The 22,041-nt window shown below is 67.5% G+C and carries 22 protein-coding genes and 1 tRNA gene; 9 read left to right on the top strand and 14 right to left on the bottom strand.

Annotation, left to right across the window (positions count from 1 at the left end; all coding sequences use genetic code 11):
* Positions 1-49: 49 nt before the first annotated feature.
* The 4 genes from FG323_RS15165 to hppD all read right to left on the bottom strand — a co-directional run bounded on the left by FG323_RS15165 (position 50) and on the right by hppD (position 4,258).
* Complete coding sequence (locus tag FG323_RS15165) at positions 50-997, bottom strand: calcium/sodium antiporter (RefSeq protein ID WP_141455543.1); 948 nt, start codon at positions 995-997, stop codon at positions 50-52.
* A 79-nt stretch (positions 998-1,076) separates the two neighbouring features.
* Positions 1,077-1,715, bottom strand: a complete 639-nt coding sequence (locus FG323_RS15160) for a lectin (RefSeq protein WP_141455542.1) — start codon at positions 1,713-1,715, stop codon at positions 1,077-1,079.
* Between the two features lie 62 nt (positions 1,716-1,777).
* A complete protein-coding gene (hmgA, locus tag FG323_RS15155; protein ID WP_141455541.1) occupies positions 1,778-3,073 on the bottom strand; it encodes a homogentisate 1,2-dioxygenase in 1,296 nt (431 codons plus the stop codon).
* Positions 3,074-3,163: 90 nt separating this feature from the next.
* Positions 3,164-4,258 (bottom strand): 4-hydroxyphenylpyruvate dioxygenase, encoded by a 1,095-nt coding sequence (gene hppD, locus FG323_RS15150; protein ID WP_181444253.1) that lies wholly within the window; start codon positions 4,256-4,258, stop codon positions 3,164-3,166.
* A 100-nt stretch (positions 4,259-4,358) separates the two neighbouring features.
* Between hppD and FG323_RS15145 the strand changes: the two genes are divergently transcribed.
* On the top strand, positions 4,359-4,886 hold the full coding sequence (locus FG323_RS15145) for a MarR family winged helix-turn-helix transcriptional regulator (protein ID WP_141455540.1): 528 nt from the start codon (positions 4,359-4,361) through the stop codon (positions 4,884-4,886).
* A gap of 84 nt (positions 4,887-4,970) precedes the next feature.
* Here FG323_RS15145 and FG323_RS15140 read toward each other — a convergent pair whose 3' ends face one another.
* Both FG323_RS15140 and FG323_RS15135 read right to left on the bottom strand, forming a co-directional pair.
* Positions 4,971-6,476 (bottom strand): oligopeptide:H+ symporter, encoded by a 1,506-nt coding sequence (locus tag FG323_RS15140; protein ID WP_141455539.1) that lies wholly within the window; start codon positions 6,474-6,476, stop codon positions 4,971-4,973.
* A 178-nt stretch (positions 6,477-6,654) separates the two neighbouring features.
* Positions 6,655-7,527, bottom strand: coding sequence for a tryptophan 2,3-dioxygenase family protein (locus FG323_RS15135; RefSeq protein WP_141455538.1), 873 nt, complete (start codon positions 7,525-7,527; stop codon positions 6,655-6,657).
* Positions 7,528-7,774: 247 nt separating this feature from the next.
* Here FG323_RS15135 and FG323_RS15130 point away from each other — a divergent pair, with 247 nt between their 5' ends.
* The 7 genes from FG323_RS15130 (at position 7,775) to FG323_RS15100 (ending at position 16,045) form a co-directional block, all read left to right on the top strand.
* Positions 7,775-10,975, top strand: coding sequence for a lamin tail domain-containing protein (locus FG323_RS15130; RefSeq protein ID WP_181444252.1), 3,201 nt, complete (start codon positions 7,775-7,777; stop codon positions 10,973-10,975).
* 334 nt (positions 10,976-11,309) lie between these two features.
* Positions 11,310-12,386, top strand: coding sequence for a pyruvate dehydrogenase (acetyl-transferring) E1 component subunit alpha (pdhA, locus tag FG323_RS15125; protein ID WP_141455536.1), 1,077 nt, complete (start codon positions 11,310-11,312; stop codon positions 12,384-12,386).
* An 8-nt stretch (positions 12,387-12,394) separates the two neighbouring features.
* The gene (locus FG323_RS15120; protein WP_141455647.1) at positions 12,395-13,426 is read left to right on the top strand and encodes an alpha-ketoacid dehydrogenase subunit beta; all 1,032 of its coding nucleotides are present in this window, start codon (positions 12,395-12,397) and stop codon (positions 13,424-13,426) included.
* Complete coding sequence (locus FG323_RS15115; protein ID WP_141455535.1) at positions 13,426-13,794, top strand: SH3 domain-containing protein; 369 nt, start codon at positions 13,426-13,428, stop codon at positions 13,792-13,794. The genes FG323_RS15120 and FG323_RS15115 overlap by 1 nt, the downstream gene beginning before the upstream one ends.
* Positions 13,791-15,164: a dihydrolipoamide acetyltransferase family protein gene (locus FG323_RS15110; protein ID WP_141455534.1), complete on the top strand. Its 1,374-nt coding sequence runs from the start codon at positions 13,791-13,793 to the stop codon at positions 15,162-15,164. Before FG323_RS15115 ends, FG323_RS15110 begins: the two co-directional genes overlap by 4 nt.
* A gap of 66 nt (positions 15,165-15,230) precedes the next feature.
* The gene (locus FG323_RS15105; RefSeq protein WP_141455533.1) at positions 15,231-15,614 is read left to right on the top strand and encodes a VOC family protein; all 384 of its coding nucleotides are present in this window, start codon (positions 15,231-15,233) and stop codon (positions 15,612-15,614) included.
* Positions 15,615-15,661: 47 nt separating this feature from the next.
* Entirely contained in the window at positions 15,662-16,045 is a 384-nt protein-coding gene (locus FG323_RS15100; protein WP_141455532.1) for a VOC family protein, read from the top strand.
* Here the strand turns inward: FG323_RS15100 and FG323_RS15095 are convergent, their stop codons facing one another.
* From FG323_RS15095 to FG323_RS15085, 3 genes are all read right to left on the bottom strand, one after another.
* The gene (locus FG323_RS15095) at positions 16,046-16,975 is read right to left on the bottom strand and encodes an MBL fold metallo-hydrolase (protein ID WP_141455531.1); all 930 of its coding nucleotides are present in this window, start codon (positions 16,973-16,975) and stop codon (positions 16,046-16,048) included. It abuts the gene before it with no gap.
* A gap of 238 nt (positions 16,976-17,213) precedes the next feature.
* Positions 17,214-17,510, bottom strand: a complete 297-nt coding sequence (locus FG323_RS15090) for a hypothetical protein (RefSeq protein WP_141455530.1) — start codon at positions 17,508-17,510, stop codon at positions 17,214-17,216.
* Between the two features lies 1 nt (position 17,511).
* Complete coding sequence (locus FG323_RS15085) at positions 17,512-18,807, bottom strand: tryptophan--tRNA ligase (RefSeq protein ID WP_141455529.1); 1,296 nt, start codon at positions 18,805-18,807, stop codon at positions 17,512-17,514.
* Positions 18,808-18,911: 104 nt separating this feature from the next.
* On the opposite strand from FG323_RS15085, the gene FG323_RS15080 reads away from it, so the two are divergent.
* Complete coding sequence (locus tag FG323_RS15080) at positions 18,912-19,733, top strand: hypothetical protein (protein WP_141455528.1); 822 nt, start codon at positions 18,912-18,914, stop codon at positions 19,731-19,733.
* A gap of 75 nt (positions 19,734-19,808) precedes the next feature.
* Here the strand turns inward: FG323_RS15080 and FG323_RS15075 are convergent, their stop codons facing one another.
* From FG323_RS15075 to FG323_RS15055, 5 genes are all read right to left on the bottom strand, one after another.
* Positions 19,809-20,024: a CsbD family protein gene (locus tag FG323_RS15075; RefSeq protein ID WP_141455527.1), complete on the bottom strand. Its 216-nt coding sequence runs from the start codon at positions 20,022-20,024 to the stop codon at positions 19,809-19,811.
* Positions 20,025-20,274: 250 nt separating this feature from the next.
* Positions 20,275-20,409, bottom strand: coding sequence for an entericidin A/B family lipoprotein (locus tag FG323_RS15070; RefSeq protein WP_141455526.1), 135 nt, complete (start codon positions 20,407-20,409; stop codon positions 20,275-20,277).
* 192 nt (positions 20,410-20,601) lie between these two features.
* Complete coding sequence (locus tag FG323_RS15065) at positions 20,602-20,754, bottom strand: entericidin A/B family lipoprotein (RefSeq protein WP_141455525.1); 153 nt, start codon at positions 20,752-20,754, stop codon at positions 20,602-20,604.
* A gap of 155 nt (positions 20,755-20,909) precedes the next feature.
* On the bottom strand, positions 20,910-21,833 hold the full coding sequence (gene rocF, locus FG323_RS15060; protein WP_141455524.1) for an arginase: 924 nt from the start codon (positions 21,831-21,833) through the stop codon (positions 20,910-20,912).
* A gap of 107 nt (positions 21,834-21,940) precedes the next feature.
* A tRNA-Thr gene (locus FG323_RS15055) sits at positions 21,941-22,016 on the bottom strand.
* Positions 22,017-22,041: the final 25 nt, after the last annotated feature.

The following is a 22,041-nucleotide window of genomic DNA, read 5'->3' as shown; positions in this document are numbered from 1 at the left end:
GCACGCCGAAGACGAGCACGCCTGAAGAGGCGATCGACCCTGAAGCCGATCAGGCCAGCAGCGCGATTTCCAGCACCACCCAGGCCACGAACGCCAGTGTCAGCAGCGCGCCCTCTCCGCGGCTGATGCGCAGGTCGCCGCGCAGCATCGGCAGCAGGATCACCGCGAAGGCGATCGCCGCCGGCAATTCCAGGCGGACGAAGGAGGTCGGCAGCGGCAGCGGGCGGAACACCGCCATGCCGCCCACCACCACCAGCAGGTTGAACAGGCTGGAGCCGATCACGTGGCCGGCCACCATGTCGCCCTGCCCGCGCCGCGCCGCCGCGATGGCGGCCGCCACTTCCGGCAGGGCGGTGCCAATCGCCACCGGCAACAAGCCGGACAGCAACGGCGTCAGGCCCAATCCGGCGCCGAGCGTGGTCGCGGACTGGACGATGAATTTCGAGCCGAAGTACAGCAGCGCGATGGCGATAGCCAGGCGCAGCAACGCCTGCCACCAGGCAACCACAGGACCGGCATAGGCGGCGACATCGGCACGCACCGCCTCGTCCTCGCGCGCGCCACGCGCCAGCAGGAAGGCGAGCATGGCGACAAAGGCCAGCAGCAGCACGCCGCCTTCGACGCGACCGATCACGCCATCCAGGCCGAGCACGATCAGCGCCAGCGTCGCCGCCACCAGCAACAGCAGCAGCGGCGACAGCAGGCGCATCCGCACCACCAGCGGCGCGCACAACGCGGCCAGGCCCAGGGTCAGGCCAAGATTGGCGATGTTGCTGCCGACCACGTTGCCCAGCGCCAGGTCCTGTGCGCCCACCCAGGCCGCACGCGCGTTGACCGCCAGTTCCGGCAGCGAGGTGCCGAAGGCAATCAGCAGCAGGCCGGCGACGAAGGGCGAGGCCCCCAGGCGCTGCGCCAGCGCCGAGGCGCCCTTGACGATGGAATCACCACCCAGTGCCAGCAGCACCAGGCCCAGCAGGAAAAAGCCCCATGCTTCCATCCGTGCGCCTCCTCGCGTCGATGGGCGATTCTATGCCCGCGCGACGGCCGGCCACCAGCCACCGTCGGCGGAGGGAAACTCAGGAGCAGCCTTCCACGTAGTCGGCCTGCGGGATCAGGCCCACTCGCCAACGGGTGACCTTGCCGTCGGCGCCCACCTCGAACACCAGCTTGCTCGGCGCCACTCCGCTGGCAGCCATCGACAGGTAGCGGCCACCCTCGACGTACTTGTGCGGCGTGGGTTGCAGGCCGCCGTTGTAGAGCTGCTGCAGTGCGTCGGCCTGCATGCCGACCTTGCCGCCGCCGGGCGCGGTCTCCTTGTCGTTGCCGACGTCGTAGCGGACGAACTTGCCGTCCTCGATCATGAAGGCCAGTTCGTTGCCGTCCTTCGCCCACTTCGGCAGCAGATAGTGGCAGGTACTGCCCTCGCCCGCCGGCAGCGACTTGAGCTCGCCGCCCCAGGCAGCCTTGGCCTCGTCTTCGCTGCTGCCCAGCTTCATGTCGCCGAAACCCGCCAGCCCGGCCTGGGCCAATGCGGGCGGCGCGGCGGGATCGGTGGCGGGCGGAGTGGTGGATTCGGCGGGAACGCTCGCGGCCGGCGGCGGCGCGGGAGCCGGTGCGTCCGCCTCGGCCGGTGGCTGCGCGGCCGGCGGCTTGCAGGCGGCCAGCGCCAGCGTCAGGGCGAAAGTCAGCAGGACGGGCTTGGGGGCGAACGTCATGGCGGCGGCTCCGTGGGAAAGCCCGCAGCCTAGCGTGTCGCCGTGAACCTGTCGCGAACGGATCAGTCCGGTTTGCGGAAGTGCTTCTGCAATCCGGCCCAGCAGGCCAGGTAGTCGCGCTGGCGATGCCCGGCTTCCAGCGCCTGCGCCGCGGGGCGGATCACCGCGCGCGTCTCGAACATGAAGGCCATGGTGTCGCGGATGACGTCCGGCTTGCTGAGGTCCGCGGCGCTGGCCTTCTCGAAAGTGGCTGCGTCCGGGCCATGCCCGGTCATGCAGTTGTGCAGCGATGCGCCGCCGGGCGCGAAGCCATCCGCCTTGGCGTCGTACACGCCGGTGATCAGTCCCATGAATTCGCTGGCGATGTTGCGGTGGAACCAGGGCGGGCGGAAAGTATCCTGCGCCACCAGCCAGCGCGGCGGGAAGATCACGAAATCCAGGTTGGCGGTGCCGTGGGTGTCGCTGGGCGAGGTCAGCACGGTGAAGATCGACGGATCCGGGTGATCGAAGCTGATCGACCCGATGGTGTTGAAGTGGCGCAGGTCGTAGCGGTACGGCGCGTAGTTGCCGTGCCAGCCGACCACGTCCAGCGGCGAATGGCCAATCGACGCGCGCCACAGGTGGCCCTGGAACTTGGCGATCAATTCGAACTCGCCTTCCACTTCTTCGTACGCCGCGTGCGGCGTTTCGAAATCACGCGGATTGGCCAGGCCGTTGGCGCCGATCGGCCCCAGGTCGGGCAGGCGCAGCGCGGCGCCGAAGTTTTCGCACACGTAGCCGCGCGACGGGCCATCCGGCAGCTCGACGCGGAAGCGCACGCCGCGCGGAATCACCGCGATCTGCTGCGGCTCCACCTCGACCACGCCCAGTTCGGTGGCGATGTGCAACCGCCCCTGCTGCGGCACGATCAGCAGCTCGGCATCGGCATCGTAGAAAAACCGGCCCTGCATCGAGCGGTTGGCCGCATACAGATGGACCCCGACGCCGTGCTGGCCGGCGGCCGAACCGTTGCCGGCCATGGTGTACAGGCCCTCGACGAAATCGGTGGACGCCTCCGGCAGCGGCAGCGGATTCCAGCGCAGCTGATCCGGGGTCACCGGCCCGGTGCCGAAATCATTGTGGAAGCGCGGCTGGTTGAATGCCTCGAAGTTCGAATGCATCGCCGCCGGCCGGATCCGGTACAGCCAACTGCGGCGGTTCTCATTGCGCGGTGCAGTGAACGCCGTGCCCGAGAGCTGCTCCGCGTACAGGCCATGCGCGACCCGCTGCGGCGAGTTGCGTCCAATCGGCAGCGTGCCGGCCACGGCCTCGCTGGCGAAGTGGTTGCCGAAACCGGTTTGGTAGCCGCTGCTCTTCATGGTGCCTGCCTGTGGCCGCGACGTCGTCGCGGCGATGCCGATGACGCGATTTTGCCTGAACTGGGGAGCGGCGCCAGGCGCCGCCCGGGTTCAGAGCACGCCGCGGCGCATCTGGTCGCGTTCGATGCTCTCGAACAACGCCTGGAAATTGCCTTCGCCGAAGCCTTCGTTGCCCTTGCGCTGGATGATCTCGAAGAAGATCGGACCGATCGCGTTCTGGGTGAAGATCTGCAGCAGTTTGCGCTTGTGGGTCTCCGGATCGGCGTCGATCAGGATCTTGTTCTTCGCCAGCCGCGGCACGTCCTCGCCATGATCCGGCACGCGCTGGTCGATCACGTCGAAATAGGTGTCCGGAGTGTCGAGGAACTCGACGCCCGCATCGCGCATGGCCTCCACCGTCTCGTAGATGTCGTCGGTGAAGCAGGCGATGTGCTGGATGCCCTCGCCCTTGTACGCGTCCAGGTATTCGTTGATCTGCGACTTCGGATCAGAAGATTCGTTGAGCGGGATGCGCACGATGCCATCCGGCGCGGTCATCGCCTTGGACAAGAGGCCGGTCTTGGCGCCCTTGATGTCGAAGTAGCGGATCTCGCGGAAGTTGAACAGGCGCTCGTAGTAGTCCGACCACTTGTCCATGTTGCCGAAGAACAGGTTGTGGGTCAGGTGATCGATGAAGGTCAGCCCGAACCCCTTCGGGTTCTGCTCAGCGCCCTGCACCGGCAGGTAGTCGCCGTCGTAGATGCTGCCGGTGCCGCCATAGCAATCCACCAGGTACAGCATGCAGTCGCCGATGCCCTTGACCACCGGTGCGGACACCGCGCGGGTTTCCGGCTTGTGATCAATCGCTTCGCCACCATTGCGGAGGACGGTGTCGAACACCTGCTCCGCCGGCTTGCTGAAGCGGATCGCGAAGCCACAGGCGCAAGGACCGTGCGCGCGGGCGAAATCCGCTGCGAACGAATCCGGATCCTCGTTGACCAGGAAGTTCACTCCGCCCTGGCGGTACACGGTGATCGGACGGGTCTTGTGGTGCAGCACGGCGGTGAAGCCGAGCCGGCGGAAGTAGTCGTGCAGGGCCTCGCCCTGGCCATCCGGGGCGGCGAATTCGACGAATTCGAAGCCGTCGATACCCATCGGGTTCTCGAAGGTGGTGACCTGCATGCCAAGGTTGGGTTGTGCGTTCATGGAGCGCCTCGCTAGGCTTGCGGTGGGACAGCCTGCTTTATAGTTTCAATTGAAACTACTTGCAAGCTGCGCCGCGCCATCTCCTTTCCGAACCGGCCCCATGAACGACCCCAACCCGACCCCAGACGCCCCGCCCGCCCCCCTCCCGGCCGAGCATCCCCATGCCGTGCTGGAACTGGAGCGCTTCCTGCCCTACCGCCTGAGCGTGCTGTCCAACCGGGTCAGCCAGACCATCGCCCACCTGTACGACCAGCGCTTCGGCCTGGCCATCACCGAGTGGCGGATCATGGCGGTGCTGGGGCGGTTCTCGGACCTGTCCGCCGGCGAGGTCGCCGAGCGCACCGCGATGGACAAGGTGGCGGTCAGCCGGGCCGTGGCCAAGCTGCTGGAACGCGGCCTGATCAAGCGCGATACCCATGGCGACGACCGCCGCCGCTCGGTGCTGGCGCTGTCGGAAGTCGGCTACTCGGTCTACGACGAGGTCGCGCCGATGACCCTGGAATGCGAGCGCCGGCTGCTGTCCGGATTCAGTCCGGAAGAGCGGGAACAGATCAGTCGCTTGATCGACAAGCTGTCCGACGGCGTGGTCCACATGACCGGCTCCACGCCGTGGAAGCAGTCGGACTGAAACCGGAACCTCGCCGCCGCATGATGGCGTGCAAGAAAAAAGGCGGCCCGCGGGCCGCCTTTTTCATGCCTCGCAGTTGTCGCCTTACTTCACGCCATGCATCAGCTTCTGCACCAGCGGCGCGATCAGGAACAGCAGCACGCCGAAGCCGAGCAGGGTCCAGAAGCCGAAGGTATAGCCGGACAGCGCCGAAGCGGTGGTCATGCCGGTCTCGCCGCTGACGTGGCTGGCGAAGATGCCGGACAGGTTGTTGCCGATACCGGTGGACAGGAACCAGCCGCCCATGCCGAAACCGACCAGGCGCACCGGGGCCAGCTTGGTCACCATCGACAGGCCGATCGGCGACAGGCACAACTCGCCGATGGACTGGATCCAGTACACCGCGAACAGCGTCCAGAACGGAATCTTCAGGCTCTGCGGATCCACCAGGCTGGACAGCGCGAACATCAGCAGCAGGAAGGCCAGGCCGTTGAAGATCAGGCCCAGGCCGAACTTGCGCGGAATCGACGGATTGGCGCGACCCATCTTGACCCACAGCCACGCCATGATCGGCGCGAGGGTGATGATGGCGACCGAGTTGACCGACTGGAACCAGCCGACCGGGAAGATCCAGCCGTTGAAGTCGCGGTTGACGATCTTGTCGGCCAGGAAGCTGAAGGAACTGCCCGCCTGTTCGAAGAAGCACCAGAACAGGACATTGAAGGCGAAGATGATCAACATGGCGATGACCATGTCGCGCTGCTTCGGCCCATTGCGGATGCCTTCTACCAGCAGCAGGATCGCCAGGCCGACGAACATCGCGGTGAGGATCCACTGCAGCGAATCCGCGCCGAGGTTCAGCAGGAAATAGAACACCGGGATCGCCGCGATTGCGCAGACCGCCGTGATGGCCAGCCGCGCCATGCTCTCGCCACCCGCCGGCGGCACGCCGATGCCCTTGAGCTGGGCGCGCCCGAACCAGAACCACACCAGGCTGATCAGCATGCCGATGCCGGAGGTGATGAACACGATTTTGTACACCGGCATCGTGTCGGTGCCGAACACCTTCTCGGCCAGCCAGCTGGTCAGCAGCGGCGAGATCATCGCGCCCAGGTTGATGCCCATGTAGAACAGGGTGAAGCCCGAATCGCGGCGCTCGTCGCCGACCGCGTAGAGCTTGCCGACCATAGTCGAGATGTTCGGCTTGAACAGGCCATTGCCGGCGATGATGGTGGCCAGGCCGACCTTGAAGATGTTCTGGTCCGGCACGGCAATCATGAACAGGCCGGCCGCCATGATGGCCGCTCCCAGCAGGATCGAGCGCTGGTAGCCGATGATCCGGTCCGCCACGTAGCCACCGAAGATGGCCGCCGCATAGACCAGCGCCAGGTAGGCGCCGTAGACCTGGTTGGCCGGCGTCTCGCCGGTGCCGCTGCCGCCGTAGAACTGCGCCACGATGTACAACACCAGCGCCCAGCGGATGCCGTAGAAGGCGAACCGCTCCCAGAATTCTGTCATGAACAGCATCCACAATGGACGCGGATGGCCCAGGGCCTGCTGGAATTCCGGTATCGGTTGCACCGGGTTTTGCGTATCGACGGCACCGCTCATGCGGTCTCCCCCCTCGTTATTCAGGAATGACAAATCCACGCGAAAGTCGCGCGGGACGGGGGAGAATTACCGACGCCCGCGGCTCCGTCAATGCCGTTTTTCCTGAATACGGGGGCCGGTGGGCCAGCGGAAAGCCCGGAAAACCCGCGGATTTCCTGCGGGGGCCGAGCTGGGAGGCTCAGGGCGACGCCGGTCGGTCGCCGTCGATGGAGGTCCGGACCTCGAACAGTTCCGGGAAGAACGACAGTTCCAGCGCCTGCTTGAGGAAGCCCACGCCGCTGGAACCGCCGGTGCCGCGCTTGAAGCCGATGATGCGCATCACCGTGCGCATGTGGCGGAAGCGCCAGAGCTGGAACTGCGATTCCAGATCCACCAGGTCCTCGCACAGCGAGTACTCGCGCCAGTAGCGGTCGGTGTCCTCGTAGATGCGCTCGAACACCGGCAGCAGCGCCGAATCCGACACGTGCGGCTGGCGCCAGTCGCGTTCGCGATGCTCCTGCGGCACCGCGTGGCCGAAACGCGCCAGGTAGCGCAGGAACTCGTCGTACAGGCTGGGCGCCTCCAGCATCTGCTGGAGCTGCGCCTGTCCTTCGGGATCGTGGGCGAACACCTTGAGCATCGCGGCGTTCTTGTTGCCCAGCAGGAACTCGATGGTGCGGTACTGCAGCGACTGGAAGCCGGATGACGGCCCCAGCAGATCGCGGAATCCCATGTATTCGGAAGGCGTCAGCGTTTCCAGCACCGACCATTGCTCGGTCAACTGGCGCAGCACCTGCTTGGCGCGCGCCAGCACCTTGCGGGTCTGCCACACCTCGTCGCGCTGCAGGTGCACGGTGGCCGCGCGCAGCTCGTGGATCATCAGCTTCATCCACAGCTCGGAGACCTGGTGCTGGATGATGAACAGTAGCTCGTCATGGTGGGCCGGGCTGGACACCGGTTGCTGCGCCGCCAGCAAACGGTCCAGGCGCAGGTAGCCGCCGTAGGTCAACCGGCCTTCCAGGTCGGTGTGGATGCCGGCTTCCAGGGCGCGTTCGTTCTTTTCTACGGACATCCGTCGACAGGCGGGGCAAGGCTGCGGGTGCAGCGGGGTCGCCAGCGTAACCGATACCGCCGACCGCGCCCTCCCCGGCCGGCGGTCGCCTGCAAAAACCGGGACTTATGTCATCGCCATGCAATGCACGGGCCGGAGGCTTCCGCTACATTGCGCCAACCGGAGCCGGCCACGGCAGCATCGGGCAGCGGCGCACGCATTCACGGTCAGGGAGAGTCTGTTGATGGGCATGCCTCGAAACCGCCGCATGGCGGTCTTGCTGTTTTCGGTCTCCACCCTGCTGCTTGCCACCACGGCGCAGGCGCAGGTGGTGGTCAGCCAGGTCTACGGTGGTGGCGGCAACAGCGGTGCCACGCTGAAGAACGATTTCATCGAACTGCGCAACAACGGCGCCAGCGCGGTCAGCCTGGACGGATGGAGCGTGCAGTACGCCTCCTCCACCGGCACCACCTGGAGCCGCACCAACCTCGCCGGCAGCATCGCCCCGGGCGGCTACTACCTGATCCAGCAGGCGCAGGGCAACGGCGGTACCGTCGATCTGCCGACACCTGACGCCACCGGCACGCTCACCCTGTCCGGCACCGCCGGCAAGATCGCCCTGAGCCGCAGTACCGCCACGCTGTCCGGCGGATGTCCGCTCACCGACGCCAACCTGGTCGACTTCGTCGGTTTCGGCAGTGCGGCCAACTGCTTCGAGGGCGCGGCCCCGACCGGCACGCTGGGCAATACCACCGCCGCGCTGCGCAATGGCGAAGGCAGCATTGACACCCAGAACAACGGCGCCGACTTCAGCGTCGGCACGCCCAATCCGCGCAACAGCGGCGCGGCGCCGCCGGATCCACCGGTGGCCCGCACCATCCCGCAGATTCAGGGCAATGGTCTGGCTTCGCCCTACGTGGAGAAGCGGGTCATCACCGAAGGCGTGGTCACCGCACTCAAGTTCAACAACGGCTTCTTCCTGCAGGCCGCCAACGACGATGGCGATCCGGCCACGTCCGAAGGCCTGTTCGTGTTCACCGGCAGCGCGCCGCCGGCGAGCGCCGCGGTCGGCAACCGCGTACGCGTGACTGGCACCGTGGCCGAGTTCGTGCCTGCCTCCAATCCGCACCAGCTGACCATCACCCAGATCACCGGTCCGACCGTGGAGGTGCTGGAAGCCGGCGTGGCGTTGCCGGCGCCGGTCGAACTGGCGGCCGCCGATCTGGCACCCGCCGCCCTGCCCGGCACGCTGGAACGCCTCGAAGGCATGCGCGTGAGCGTGGCTCGCGCGGTGGTGGTGGCACCCTCGGGGGGCAGCATCGACGAGAACGACGCCACCGCCAGCAGCGACGGCGTGTTCCACGTGACCCTGCCCGAGGTCGCGCGTCCGTTCCGCGAACCCGGCATCGGCGTCATGGACATCATCCCGATTCCCGGCGACAAGCATCCGCCGCGCTTCGACACCAACCAGGAACGCCTGATGGTGCGCAGCCGTGGGCAGGTCAACGCGCAGCCGCTGTCGGTCGACACCGGTGCCGACGTCACCGGGCTGTCCGGCGTGCTCGACTATTTCTCCGGCACCTGGGCGCTGCTGCCGGATCCGGCGACGTCGCCGACGGTGAGCGGCGGCATGGCGCCGCGCGCGGTCCCGGATGCGCGCTACGACGAGGCGACCATCGGCAGCTTCAACCTGCTGCGCCTGTTCGATGAGGTGGCCGACGGCAACGGCGCGGTCACCCTGACCCCGGCCGCGCTGGACAAACGCCTGGCCAAGGCGGCGCTGGCGATCTGCGACTTCCTGAAGACGCCGGACATCCTCGGCGTGGTGGAAGTGGAGAACACCCGCGTGCTGCAGTTGCTGTCCGAGCGCATTGACGCCACCTGCGCCAGCCGCCCGGGCTATGTTCCCTATCTGCAACCGGGCAACGACGTCGGCGGCATCAACGTCGGCTTCCTGGTCAGTTCCCGCGCCACCGCCGGCGGCGCGCCGCGGGTGGAAGTGCTGGAAGTGGCCCAGTTCGGCAAGAACACCCCGCTGGCCAATCCCGACGGCAGCACCAGCCTGCTCAACGATCGCCCGCCGCTGCGGCTGCGCGCGCGCATCCACCAGGACGGTGCGGCCGGCTATCCGGTCACCGTGATCGTCAACCACCTGCGTTCGCTCAACGACATGGACGACACCGCACCGGGCAGCAACGGCTGGCCGACCGGTGGCGATCGCGTGCGGGCCAAGCGCGCCGCGCAAGCCGCCTACCTGGGCGGACTGGTGCAGCAGATGCAACAGGCCGATCCGAACGAGAAGATCGTGCTGGTCGGCGACTTCAACGCGTTCGAGTTCAACGACGGCTACGTCGACGTGATGGGCATCCTGCGTGGCGACGCGGCGCCGGCCGATCAGGTACTGACCTGGGCCGCCAGCCCGGTGACCACGCCGCTGATCGATGGTTCGCAGCTGATCGCCGATCCCGCGCAGCGCTACTCCTATGTCTTCGGCGGCAACGCGCAGACCCTGGATCACGTGCTGGTCAACGAGGCGCTGGTAATGGGTGCGGACGTGCAGGTGGATCACGCGCGCATCAACGCCGATTTCGGCGTGGACAACTTCGGCGACGCCAGCGTGGCGCTGCGCTCCTCGGATCACGATCCGGTGCGCCTGGCCATCCGCGTGCCGGGCTTCGCCCGCGCTGATCTGTCGGCGACGGTGAGCGCGGATCGCGCCAGCGCGGTGGTCGGCGATACCGTGTCCTACACCGCCACCGTCCGCAACGCCGGTCCGGGCGCGGCGGCGCCCGCCGCAGTCGCCTTCGTGTTCGCCGCGGACGTGACACCGGTGCTGGGCACCATCGCCCCGGGCTGGAACTGCGAAGCGCCGGTGCAATCCGGCGGCAGCACCCGCCTGGCCTGCACCACGCCGTCGCTGGCCAGCGGTGCCGAAGCGGGCTTCAGCCTGCAGGTCGCTGTGCCGGCCAGCGTCGCCGGCGGCGCGCTCGGCCTGGGCGTGTCGGCCAGCTCGCCGGTGCCGGATCCCGCCAATGCCGACAACACCGCCGCCGTGGCGGTCACGGTGGCCGCGCTGCCGCAGGCCGACCTGTCGGTACGCCTGCTCGGCGGGGCGGCGACGTTCCGCCGCGGCGCCGTCGCCACCTTGCTGGTGCCGGTGCGCAACGCCGGCCCGGATTCCGCCGAACAGGTGAAGGTGGTGCTGGCCAGCAATGTCGAGGCACGCCACATGGCGGTGGCAGCGCCGCGCGGCTGGTCGTGTGGCCGCGCCGCCGACACCGCCACCGGCTCGGCCGCGCAATGCACGCGCAGCACGCCGATGGCCTCCGGTTCGACGCAGGTGCTGGCGTTCGCGCTGGTGGTTCCGAACCGGCCCAAGCGCGGCACGGTGTTCGCCTTCACCGCCCAGGTGGAGAGTGCCACCCCGGACCCGGACACCGGCAACAACCGCGCGCAGCTGATCCGCTGACGCGGCACCGGTGATGGATGAACAAGGGCGCGGCCTGGCCGCGCCCTTGTCGTTTCCACGCTTGGTTTTCCGCGTACGCCCGCCCTGTGCACCTTCCCCGCGTGCGCGTCAAGCCGGGGTTTTTCCGCGCAGAATCGCGCTGGTCCAACCTCCGGACAATTCCCGCGCGGGCGCCGCGCGGCCGGCGCCAAGCGCCTGACGCGCCAGCGTTTCCCGGTATTTCCGCGCACCGTGCGGATCTGTGTTGTTGCAGCGCAGGAAGGCCGGTCGGCTCCGGTTCCTTAACATTGGATCCTTCAACATTCGCCGCAACATCCGCAGAGTGACACCCGGCATGACCATCGCCGCAAAGTTCGAAATCGAGTTCCTCCAATACCTCGGCCCGGACGGCAAGCTCGTCCGCGACGACCTGCCCGAAGCCGGGCGCGACACCCAGCGCCTGCGCGAGCTGTTCAAGCAGATGCTGTTCGTGCGCACCTTCGACACCAAGGCCATCGCGCTGCAACGTACCGGCAAGCTGGGCACCTACGCCTCCTGCCTGGGCCACGAGGCCACCCACGTCGGCATCGGCGCCTCGATGAAGCCCGAGGACGTGTTCGCCCCCAGCTATCGCGAGTATGGCGCGCAGTTCATGCGTGGCGTGCAGCCGCGCGACGTGCTGATGTACTGGGGCGGCGACGAACGTGGCAACGATTTCAAGATCGCCCGCCACGACTTCGCCTGGAGCGTGCCGATTTCCACCCAGTGCCTGCACGCCGCCGGCGCCGCGCTGGCGTTCAAGCTGCGTGGCCAGCCACATCTGGCGGTCGCCACCTGTGGCGACGGCGGTTCGTCCAAGACCGACTTCTACGCCGCGCTGAATTCGGCCGGCGCCTACGAGCTGCCGCTGATCCTGTGCGTGGTCAACAACGGCTGGGCGATCTCGGTGCCGCGCAAGGCCCAGACCGGTGCGCAGACGCTGGCGCAGAAGGGCCTGGCCGGCGGCCTGCACTGCCTGCAGGTGGACGGCAACGATCTTATCGCCGTGCTGGAAGCGATGCGCCGCGCCGGCGAGCGCGCGCGCAAGGGCCAGGGTGGCACCGTGCTGGAATTCGTCACCTATCGCCTGTCCGACCACACCACCGCCGACGATGCCCGCCGCTACCGCGACGACGCCGAAGTGAAGGCGGCCTGGGAACGCGAGCCGATGACCCGCCTGCGTACCTGGCTGGTCGCGCAGGGTGCCTGGAACGAGGCCGAAGAGGCCAAGTGGAAGGAGGAATGCGGCGCGCGCGTAGACGAGGAAGTGAACGCGTACCTCAACACCCCGGTGCAGCCGGTCGAAGCGATGTTCGACTATCTGTACGCGGATCCGCCGCCGGAACTGCTGGCGCAACGGGCCGCCGCGCTCGCCGCGGAGGGCCGCTCATGAGCACCGTGATGGAAAACAAGACCACCGCCAACCACAAGGCGGCCGACACCGTGGCGGCGCCCACCGCGATCACCCTGATCGAAGCCATCACCCAGGCGCTGGCCTGGGAAATCGCGCATGACGACTCGGTCATCGTGCTGGGCGAGGACGTGGGCGTGAACGGCGGCGTGTTCCGCGCCACCGCCGGCCTGCAGCAGCGCTTCGGCGCCGACCGCATCCTCGACACCCCACTCGACGAAACCACCATCGCCGGCCTCACCGTGGGCCTGGCCGTGCAGGGCATGAAGCCGGTCGCCGAAGCGCAGTTCGACGGTTTCGTCTACCCGATGGTCGATCACATCATCTGCCACGCCGCGCGCATGCGTTACCGCACCCGTGGCCGCCTGCACTGCCCGATGGTGCTGCGCGTGCCGTGGGGCGGCGGCATCCGCGCGCCGGAGCACCACAGCGAGGCCAACGAGGCTATCTTCACCAACGTGCCCGGCTTGCGCGTCGTCCTGCCGTCCTCGCCGCAGCGTGCCTACGGCCTGCTGCTGGCGGCGATCCGGGATCCGGATCCGGTCATCTACATGGAGCCCAAGCGCATCTACCGCCAGTACAAGGAAGTGGTCGCCGATGACGGCGAAGCGCTGCCGCTGGACGTGTGCTTCGTGCTGCGTGATGGCACCGACGTCACCCTGGTGACCTGGGGCGCGCAGGTGAAGGAAGCGCTGGAAGCCGCCGACAAGCTGGCCGCCGAAGGCATCAGCGCCGAAGTCATCGACGTGGCCACGCTGCGTCCGCTGGACTTCGACACCATCGCCGAATCGGTGTCCAAGACCGGCCGCTGCGTGATCGTGCACGAGGCACCCCGCACTGCCGGCTTCGGCGCCGAAATCGCCGCGCGCCTGGCCGAGCATTCGATGTACGACCTGCTCTCGCCGGTCGAGCGCGTCACCGGCTATGACACCCACATCCCGCTGTTCCGCCTGGAGATGAAGTACCTGCCGAGCGTCGACAAGATCGTCGCCGCGGCCAAGCGCACCCTGGCCAACGGCTGATGGAACGCGCGCGGGTCATCGCGACGCACCGCGCGCCGGATCGCCCGGCCATCCGGATCGCCCCCGGCGATCCGGTGACGCTGGGCGAACGCGACACCGACTGGCCGCAGTTCGTCTGGACCAGCCTGGCCAGCGGACTGGGCGGCTGGATTCCGGTCGCGCTGTTCGACGCCGAGCATGGCGCGGCCACCGCGACGGACGAATACGACACGCGCGAACTGGATGCGGAGAAGGGCGAAATCCTGACCCTGCACCACGAGATGGCGGACTGGTGGTGGGCCGAGAACGCACTCGGCCGCACCGGCTGGATCCCCGCGCGCAACCTGGAACCTTTCCAAGCAACACCTGCACAAGAGAAATCCGAATGAGCGACAGCAAGACCTTCAATCTTCCCGATCTGGGCGAAGGCCTGCCCGATGCCACCATCGTCGAGTGGTTCGTCAAGGAAGGCGACGTGATCCGGCTCGACGAGCCGCTGGTGTCGATGGAAACCGCCAAGGCGGTCGTGGAAGTGCCGTCGCCGGTCTCCGGCAAGGTGCTGAAGCTGGCCGGCGGCGCGGGCGACGTGGTGGTCACCGGCAGCATGCTGGCGGTGTTCCAGCCCGATCCCAGCCTGCCCCAGCGCGCGGAAGGCCAGGACACCGGCCATCACCACGGGCCGGCCAAGCCGCATGCGCCTGAACCTGTTCCCGCAACTCCGGCCGCCGCAGCGCCCGCACCCGCACCCGCACCCGCCGAAGCCGAACGCGACGACGCCGGCACCGTGGTCGGCGCGATGCAGACCTCCAACGCCGTGCACACCGAGCAGGCGGTCGCGGTCGGCGGCGTCAAGGCGATGCCGGCGGTGCGCGCGATGGCCAAGAAGCTCGGCGTCGACCTGGCCCGCGTGCGCGCGACCGGCGCCGATGGCGCGGTGACCATGGCCGACGTCAAGCAGGCCGCCGCCGACGGATCGGCCCGTGTCGGCGCGGCGCCGGCCGCACCGGTGCGCGCCGCCATGGCCGAAGCCGCCCCGGCGCCGGCTCCCGCAGCCGCGCAGCGCACCACGCTGTCCGCCTCCGGCAAGCCGATGCGCACCCAGCCGCCGGGCGTGGCGGTCACCGGCCAGCCGGAACAGCTCAAGGGCGTGCGCCGCAACATGGCGCGGGTGATGGCCGACGCGCATGCCAAGGTCGTGCCGACCACGCTCAGCGACGATGCCGACGTGCATGCCTGGACGCCGGGCAACGACGTCACCGTGCGCCTGATCCGCGCCATCGTCCGCGCCTGCAAGGCGGTGCCGGCGATGAACGCCTGGTTCGATGGCGACAAGCTCAGCCGCACCCTGCATCCGCAGGTGGACGTGGGCATCGCGGTGGATACCGACGACGGCCTGTTCGTGCCGGCCCTGCGCAACGCCGACATCCTCGATGCGCGTGGCGTGCGCGAAGGCATCAACCGCCTGCGCGCGCAGGTCGAGGACCGCAGCATCCCGGCTTCCGAACTGAGCGGCTACACGATCTCGCTGTCCAACTTCGGCATGTTCGCCGGCCGCTACGCCACGCCGGTGGTGGTACCGCCGTGCGTGGCGATCGTCGCCGCCGGCCGCGCCCGCCACCAGGTCACGCCGGTGATGGGTGGCTTCGAGTCGCACAAGATCATCCCGCTGTCGGTCACCTTCGATCACCGCGCCTGCACCGGCGGCGAAGCCGCGCGCTTCCTCAAGGCGCTGATCGACGATCTGGCATTGCCGGTGTAAGCCGGCCTCCACCCGCCGCCCCACGGCGGCGGGTCGCGTTTCCTCCCACGTCGCGGAGAACGGAACATGGCCCATCGCAGTCGGCTGGCTGGCTTCATCATCGATTGCCAGACCCACGATCACGAAACCGCGGCGCAATTCTGGAGCCAGGCGCTGGGCCTGCCGCGCGGTGAAACCTACCAGGATGGCGAAGCCCACTACGCCGAACTGGAAGGCGCGCCGGGCGGCTTGCATGTAGAGGTGCAGCAGGTGGCGCACGCCTCGCGCGTGCATCTGGACATCGAGGCCGACGACGTGGATGCCGAAGCCGACCGGCTGGAGAAACTGGGTGCCAAACGCATCGGTTTCGTCAAACGCTGGTGGGTGATGGAAGCGCCGACCGGGCAACGTTTCTGCGTGGTACGCATGCGCCATCCCGAGCGCGGCGTCGAGCCGAACCATTGGGATTGATGCTTCCCGCCAGCGGACGTTCAAACCATCCTTCCCGGAGCATCGACATGGCCCACCACAGCCGCCTCGCCGGATTCATCATCGATTGCCAGACCGACGATCTGGATGCCGCCTCCTCGTTCTGGAGCCGCGCGCTCGGGCTGCCGGTGGTCAGCGCCGACGATGGCGGCGTCGGCCTGTACGACCGCCTGAAGGATGCGGCCGGCGGACTGCACGTGGAGGTGCAGAAGGTCGATCATCCTTCCCGCGTGCATCTGGACATCGAAGCCGACGATCTGGAAGCCGAGGCCACGCGCCTGGAACAACTCGGCGCGCGCCGGATCCGCTTCGTCCATGACCGCTGGTGGGTGATGGAAGCCCCGACCGGGCAGCGCTTCTGCATCGTGCCGATGGGCGGAGGTGAACGCGAGGGCGTGAACCGCTGGGATTGATCAGCGGCGATCCCGATCCAGCCAGCAGGCCAGGCCCTGCGCGTTGAGTTCGATATCCATCTCCAGCACCCGCGTCACGCCGGCATCGTCCAGCGGACAGCGCAGCGCGCGGGCGCGTTCCTGGTACAGCGCGGTCAATCCGGCGACCATGGCGCGGTGCCTGTCCGGCTTGCCGTCGCATTGCCGGGCCAGCGCGGACATCGCATCGATCTGCTCGAACAGATCCGCCGCCAACCGGTCCGGCTCTTCCACCCGCCCGTAATGGGTGAGATACATGGCCTGCGGCCGGTACGCGAGCAATCGCGCGATCGACGTCTTCAGTGCCTCGGGCTCGAACTGCACCGGCGAGGAGGTCGGCAGTATGAACGGTCCATGCGGGCCATCCATCTCCCGGTACGACAGGCCGAAGGTGTCGCCGGTGAACCAGCTGCGGCTGCGCTCATCCCATACGCAGTAGTGATGGCGCGCGTGCCCGGGCGTGTCGATGCATTGCAGGCGGCGTCCGGCCAGTTCCAGCGCATGGCCGTCCTCGGCGACGACCACGCGTTCCTCCGGCACCGGCCGGATGGAACCGTAGCTGCGCGCCATCTCCGCTTCTCCGTAGACGGCGGTGGCGCCGGCAATCAGTCTGGCCGGATCGATCAGGTGGGGGGCGGCTCGCGGATGCGCGACCAGGCGCGCATGCGGCAGCTGCGCCATCAACTCGCCCGCGCCACCGGCGTGATCCAGGTGCGCGTGGGTGACCAACACCCAGTCGATGTCCGCCGGAGCCAGTCCCGCCCGCCGCGCGGCGTCCAGCAGCCGCGGGACCGCATGGTTGGTACCGGTGTCGATGAAAGCGCCACGTCCCTGCTCGACGATCAGGTAGGCGGCATCGAAATGATCCCGCTGGAACGCGGTATCGATGGTGTGGATGCCAGTGGTGTCCATACGCTTGTGGGGTAACGCGAGGATGAACCGATTCTACCGATGCGACAGCGCCGCCACGATGCATCTTTGGTCGCAGAAGCGCCCCGGATGCCTCACTGTGGGAGCGACGTGAGTCGCGAATCGGAACCCCTCAGTATCGTGTTCATGCCCCTGCTGTCGCGAGGCGCCTGAATCAGAGAACTCTTCGCGACTCACGTCGCTCCCACATCGGGGGTATCGGTGTCTCCGGCCGGCGCGCTCAGCGCTCCAGCCACCACGATCGCAGCAGTACCGCCACGGTCAGCACGAACAGGAAACCGCCATAACCGACCAGCGTCGCCAGCACCTGCTTCCAGATTGCGCCGGTGCCGATGTCGGCCAGCCCCAGCGCGTAGCCCCAGTACATGCCCAGCATGCTGAGCACGAACGCCACCGCCAGGCTGATGGTGTCGAACGCCTTGCGCCGGCCGTTGCGGGGTTGCCGGGGAAACAGCCAGAACAACGTGCCCAGCAATGCGAACCAGGGCAGGAACAGCACCATCGCCAGGAACGGCATCTCAGGCCTCGGCGTCGCGCAACTGCTTCAATGCCGCCAGCACCTCCGCGGCGGCAACCTGCAGCACGATCTCGGTGGTTTCCAGCTGATCCGCGCGCTCGGCCTGCTTCAGCACGGCGATGATCTGGCCGGCATCCTTGGGCGCGTCGAAGCCATTGCTCTGGATCAGCAACTGGCCATCGGCGTCGGTGAACTTGAAGTAGAACCGCGCATCCTTGTCGCGATATTGCTTGAACTGCGGCAACGCGGCCTTGGCCGCGGCGGTCTTCGCTGGCGCCGCCGGCTGCTCCGCCAGGTTGCGCAGGCCGACCGCGTGGCGCAGTTCCGCCAGCAACGGGATGGCGTATTTCGTGCGCAGGCGCTGCGCGCCGTCGCGCAGGATCGCTTCGATCTCCTCGGGCCGCGCCATCAGTGCCAGGTATTTTTCGCGCAGTGGACTGATTTCCGCGTCGATGCGCTCGAACAGCTTCTGTTTCGCATCGCCCCAGCCAATGCCATCGGCGAAGGCCTGGGCGAAGGCGGCGGTTTCCTCCGCGCTGGCGAAGGCCTGGTACAGCTGGAACAGTGCCGAGCCCTCGGTGTCCTTGGCCTCGCCCGGCCCACGCGAATCGGTGAGGATCGAGAACACCAGCTTCTTCAGCTCCTCGCGCGGCACGAACAGCGGAATGGTGTTGTTGTAGCTCTTGCTCATCTTGCGCCCGTCCAGGCCGGGCAGCGTGGCGACGTTGTCGTCGATGAGCACTTCCGGCAGGGCGAAATATTCCTTGCCGTAGACGTGGTTGAAGCGCTGGCCGAAATCGCGCGCCATCTCGATGTGCTGGATCTGATCGCGCCCCACCGGGACCTGGTTGGCATTGAAGATCAGGATATCGGCGGCCATCAGCACCGGATACATGAACAGTCCCGCCGTGACCGCGGCATCGTCGTCCTCGCCGTCGGCGCGGTTCTTGTCCACCGCCGCCTTGTAGGCATGCGCGCGATTGAGGATGCCCTTGCTGGCCACGCAGGTCAGGAACCAGGTCAGCTCGGTGATCTCGGGAATGTCGCTCTGCCGGTAGAACCACACCTTGTCCGGCTCCAGGCCCGCCGCCAGCCAGGTGGCGGCGATTTCCAGCGTCGAACGCTGGGTGCGCGCCGGATCCTGCGCCTTGATCAGGCTGTGCAGGTCGGCCAGGAAATAGAAGCTCTCCACGCCCGGGTTGCGGCTGGCGGCCACGGCGGGGCGGACCGCGCCGACGTAGTTGCCCAGGTGGGGGGTACCGGAGGTGGTGATGCCGGTCAGGACTCGGGTGGTCATTGCGTTTTTCTGAAGTCTGAACACGGCCAGTTTAACCGCTGGCGGCGCAAACCCCATCCGCGGCAGCGACGCGTTGACATGCACGTCCCTTCCGGAGAACCGCCATGTTCCGCGCCTGCCTGCTCCTGCTTGCCTCGCTGTTCCCGCTGGCCGCCTGTTCCCGCGCCGAAGCCGGGCCGCTGGTGGACGTGGCGGTGGTCGATCGCGACACCGGCCAATGGCTGCCCAGCTATCCGCATCGCGGCGATCGTTGGGTCGCCGGCCAGCCCGGCCACCGCTACGCCGTACGCCTGACCAATACCACCGGCGAGCGCGTGCTGGTGGTGCTGTCGGTGGACGGTGTCAATGCGGTCACCGGCGAAACCGCCGCGCCCTCGCAGGCCGGCTACGTGCTGGATCCCTGGGAGACCGCCGAGATCGCGGGCTGGCGCAAGTCGCTGGACGATGTCGCCCAGTTCGTGTTCACCGATCATGGCGACAGCTATGCCACGCGGACCGGACGTCCACGCAATGTCGGCGTAATCGGTGTCGCAGCATTCCGTGAAGCGCGGCCCTACTACTCGCCGCGCTATCCGGTCCATCCAACGCCGGCCCCCTACCCGCCTTATGCCGGTTCCGGCGCGCAATCGGAAAGCGCCGACGCGAAGGCTGGCGCGCCGGCAGCGGCCGAATCCGCCAGCGACGCGATGGCCAGCCGGCAGCGCATCGGCACCGGGCACGGCGAACGCGAATGGGCGCCGGTGGGTTCCACCGACTTCGTGCGCGCCCGGCGCACACCCGACCAGGTCAGCCAGATCCGCTACGACGAACCGCGCCGGCTGGTGGCCCTGGGCGTCCTGCCGCCGCCCTACCGCCCGTCCTATCGCGAACCCGCGCCGCAGGCGTTCCCCAACGGTTTCGTCGCCGATCCGCCGCGCTGGCGCTGAACGCCCGAACCATCGAACGCCATGAAAAACGGGCCGCTCGCGCGGCCCGTCGTCGTTTCCGGTTGTCCAGCCGAATCAGTGCTTCATGTCCGAGCGCAGGCTGCGCTCGAATGCCTTCACTTCATCGTGGGCCCGCTCGCGGCCCCAGCCGTAGCGTTCCTGCAGGCGTCCTTCCAGGTATTCGGCATTGCCTTCGGCAATCTGGAAGTCGTCGTCGGTCAGATCGCCCCATTTGGCCTGGATGCGGCCCTTCAGCTGTTTCCAGTTGCCGGCGATGATGTCCTGGTTCATGGGATTTCCTCTTGGTCTCGCGGCGGGGAACACCGCGCGACCAGCATCGCAACCCGGCCATTCCCGCACGATCAAGGCGACGTCAACGCCACATTATTTCGGCCGGATTTCCTAGCGCCAAACGCGCCGCGAAAACTCCGGAGACCCGATTTCCCGACGTCGGTTCCACAACGGAAAAAGGCCGGCGGATGCCGGCCCTTCCCTTCCCGCCCGCGCCAGCAAGTGGCTGCCGGTGCACGCGGCCCGGCGCTTACTTGCCGGAGGCGTCCTCGACCTTCTCGCCCACTTTCTGCACGTCCTTGCCGAACCCCTTGACGGTGTTGCAGCCGGACAGCGCGGCGATCGAGAACATGGCGATGAACAACAGAGCGACGTAGCGCTTCATGGGAAAGCTCCTGGTTGATATTGGCTCCCGGGGGGTGGCGGCGGACCTTCCCGCGCCAGCCTTCCCCTGCGGCGGCGAGTCTGATTAAACCATGCTGCATCGAGGCTGACCAAGGCTCCGGAAAACGAAAGGGCCGGCATGGCCGGCCCTTCCGGAAGGCGCGCCTCGTCGCTGCGCCAAGGGGTTACGACGTCAGCACTTGCCGTCCTTGCAGTCCTGCGCCTTGTCTTCGACCTTCTCGCCGACCTTCTGCACATCCTTGCCCGCGCCGGCCATGGTGTTGCAGCCGGAAAGGACCGCGGTGGAAAACATCGCCAGCATCAGCAAAGCCATCCAACGTTTCATGCTCGCCTCCTTGATGAAATGACCGGTGGAACGATGCTGCACCGGTGCGCAGGCGCCCCTTGCAGCGTGGTTCCACCATGGACAGCCGGCCGTTCACGGCACGTGAAAGCGGCGGGCGGCATTCAGGCATGAATAAGCCTGCGGCCGGCTCCGGTTCAGTCGCGCATCAAGGTGGATTTTCCGAACAGGCTTTCCACCAGATCGACGGTCAGCTTGGCGGTCCGGTTGCGGCGGTCCAGCACCGGATTGAGCTCGACGATGTCCAGTGAGCCCATCCGGCCGGTGTCGGCAATCATCTCCATCACCAACTGCGCCTCGCGGTAATTCGGCCCTCCCGGCACGGTGGTACCGACGCCCGGCGCGATGCTGGGATCCAGGAAATCGACGTCGAAACTGACATGCAGGTGGGTATCGGCATCGACGCCTTCCAGCGCCGCTTCCATGGTCCGCTTCATGCCCACCTCGTCGATGTAGCGCATGTCGTAGACATCGACCGCGTGATCCTTGATCAGCTTCTTTTCTTCCGGATCCACCGAGCGGATGCCGATCTGCCGCACCATCGCCGGCGTGATCGCCGGGCTGTCGCCACCCAGCCGGGTCAGTGCATCCGGACCGATGCCGCACAGGCACGCCACCGGCATGCCATGGATGTTGCCGGAGGGCGTGACCTCGCTGGTGTTGAAATCCGAATGCGCATCCAGCCACAGCACGCGCAGCCGCTTGCCCTGCTGGCGGCAATGGCGGGCGATGGCGGTGATCGATCCGATTGCCAGGCAATGATCGCCACCCATCATGATCGGCAGGCGCCCCTTGCCAAGTTCGGCGGCGGTCGCTTCCATCAGCGCGCGGTTCCAGGCCACCACTTCGTCCAGGTGCCGGTAGCCGCGCACCGGGTCGATCCAGGGATTCGCCGGTCCCTGCACGTTGCCGGTGTCGATGACGTCCACGCCGCGTCCGGCCAGCGCCTCGCCGAGACCGGCGATGCGCAGCGCATCCGGTCCCATCCGCGCGCCGCGGTGCCCCGCGCCGACATCGGTGGGCACGCCAATCAGGGAAACGGGAGGAAACGTACGGGCCATCGGCGACACTCGGTGTTCTGGAAGAGCCGGAAGTCTAGTCCGATTTGCATGACCGGGCTGTGGCGCTGCAACAGCGACGGATGCGATCAGCGATCGCGGGCGCAATGTGGTGCCGCTTATCCGAATCGAACGGATGACCTACCGCTTACAAGGCGGTTGCTCTACCAGCTGAGCTAAAGCGGCACTGAGGGCCGGCGTTGCGCCGGTC

It is taken from the genome of Pseudoxanthomonas sp. z9 (assembly GCF_006542425.1).
Lineage (GTDB): Bacteria > Pseudomonadota > Gammaproteobacteria > Xanthomonadales > Xanthomonadaceae > Pseudoxanthomonas_A.
The sequence above is the reverse complement of the archived record's forward strand: the minus strand, read 5'-3'. Positions and strand labels throughout refer to the sequence as shown.

Excerpts from the sequence above, each read along its gene's own strand:
- FG323_RS15075 (WP_141455527.1), bottom strand. The coding sequence starts at position 20,024 with ATGAACCAGGACATCATCGCCGGCAACTGGAAACAGCTGAAGGGCCGC.
- FG323_RS15110 (WP_141455534.1), top strand. The coding sequence starts at position 13,791 with ATGAGCGACAGCAAGACCTTCAATCTTCCCGATCTGGGCGAAGGCCTG.
- hppD (WP_181444253.1), bottom strand. The coding sequence starts at position 4,258 with ATGAACGCACAACCCAACCTTGGCATGCAGGTCACCACCTTCGAGAAC.
- FG323_RS15065 (WP_141455525.1), bottom strand. The coding sequence starts at position 20,754 with ATGAAACGTTGGATGGCTTTGCTGATGCTGGCGATGTTTTCCACCGCG.
- FG323_RS15080 (WP_141455528.1), top strand. The coding sequence starts at position 18,912 with ATGTTCCGCGCCTGCCTGCTCCTGCTTGCCTCGCTGTTCCCGCTGGCC.
- FG323_RS15090 (WP_141455530.1), bottom strand. The coding sequence starts at position 17,510 with ATGCCGTTCCTGGCGATGGTGCTGTTCCTGCCCTGGTTCGCATTGCTG.
- FG323_RS15135 (WP_141455538.1), bottom strand. The coding sequence starts at position 7,527 with ATGTCCGTAGAAAAGAACGAACGCGCCCTGGAAGCCGGCATCCACACC.
- FG323_RS15145 (WP_141455540.1), top strand. The coding sequence starts at position 4,359 with ATGAACGACCCCAACCCGACCCCAGACGCCCCGCCCGCCCCCCTCCCG.
- FG323_RS15100 (WP_141455532.1), top strand. The coding sequence starts at position 15,662 with ATGGCCCACCACAGCCGCCTCGCCGGATTCATCATCGATTGCCAGACC.
- FG323_RS15095 (WP_141455531.1), bottom strand. The coding sequence starts at position 16,975 with ATGGACACCACTGGCATCCACACCATCGATACCGCGTTCCAGCGGGAT.
- FG323_RS15070 (WP_141455526.1), bottom strand. The coding sequence starts at position 20,409 with ATGAAGCGCTACGTCGCTCTGTTGTTCATCGCCATGTTCTCGATCGCC.
- FG323_RS15165 (WP_141455543.1), bottom strand. The coding sequence starts at position 997 with ATGGAAGCATGGGGCTTTTTCCTGCTGGGCCTGGTGCTGCTGGCACTG.
- FG323_RS15120 (WP_141455647.1), top strand. The coding sequence starts at position 12,395 with ATGGAAAACAAGACCACCGCCAACCACAAGGCGGCCGACACCGTGGCG.
- FG323_RS15130 (WP_181444252.1), top strand. The coding sequence starts at position 7,775 with ATGGCGGTCTTGCTGTTTTCGGTCTCCACCCTGCTGCTTGCCACCACG.
- FG323_RS15160 (WP_141455542.1), bottom strand. The coding sequence starts at position 1,715 with ATGACGTTCGCCCCCAAGCCCGTCCTGCTGACTTTCGCCCTGACGCTG.
- FG323_RS15085 (WP_141455529.1), bottom strand. The coding sequence starts at position 18,807 with ATGACCACCCGAGTCCTGACCGGCATCACCACCTCCGGTACCCCCCAC.
- FG323_RS15105 (WP_141455533.1), top strand. The coding sequence starts at position 15,231 with ATGGCCCATCGCAGTCGGCTGGCTGGCTTCATCATCGATTGCCAGACC.
- rocF (WP_141455524.1), bottom strand. The coding sequence starts at position 21,833 with ATGGCCCGTACGTTTCCTCCCGTTTCCCTGATTGGCGTGCCCACCGAT.
- hmgA (WP_141455541.1), bottom strand. The coding sequence starts at position 3,073 with ATGAAGAGCAGCGGCTACCAAACCGGTTTCGGCAACCACTTCGCCAGC.
- pdhA (WP_141455536.1), top strand. The coding sequence starts at position 11,310 with ATGACCATCGCCGCAAAGTTCGAAATCGAGTTCCTCCAATACCTCGGC.
- FG323_RS15140 (WP_141455539.1), bottom strand. The coding sequence starts at position 6,476 with ATGAGCGGTGCCGTCGATACGCAAAACCCGGTGCAACCGATACCGGAA.
- FG323_RS15115 (WP_141455535.1), top strand. The coding sequence starts at position 13,426 with ATGGAACGCGCGCGGGTCATCGCGACGCACCGCGCGCCGGATCGCCCG.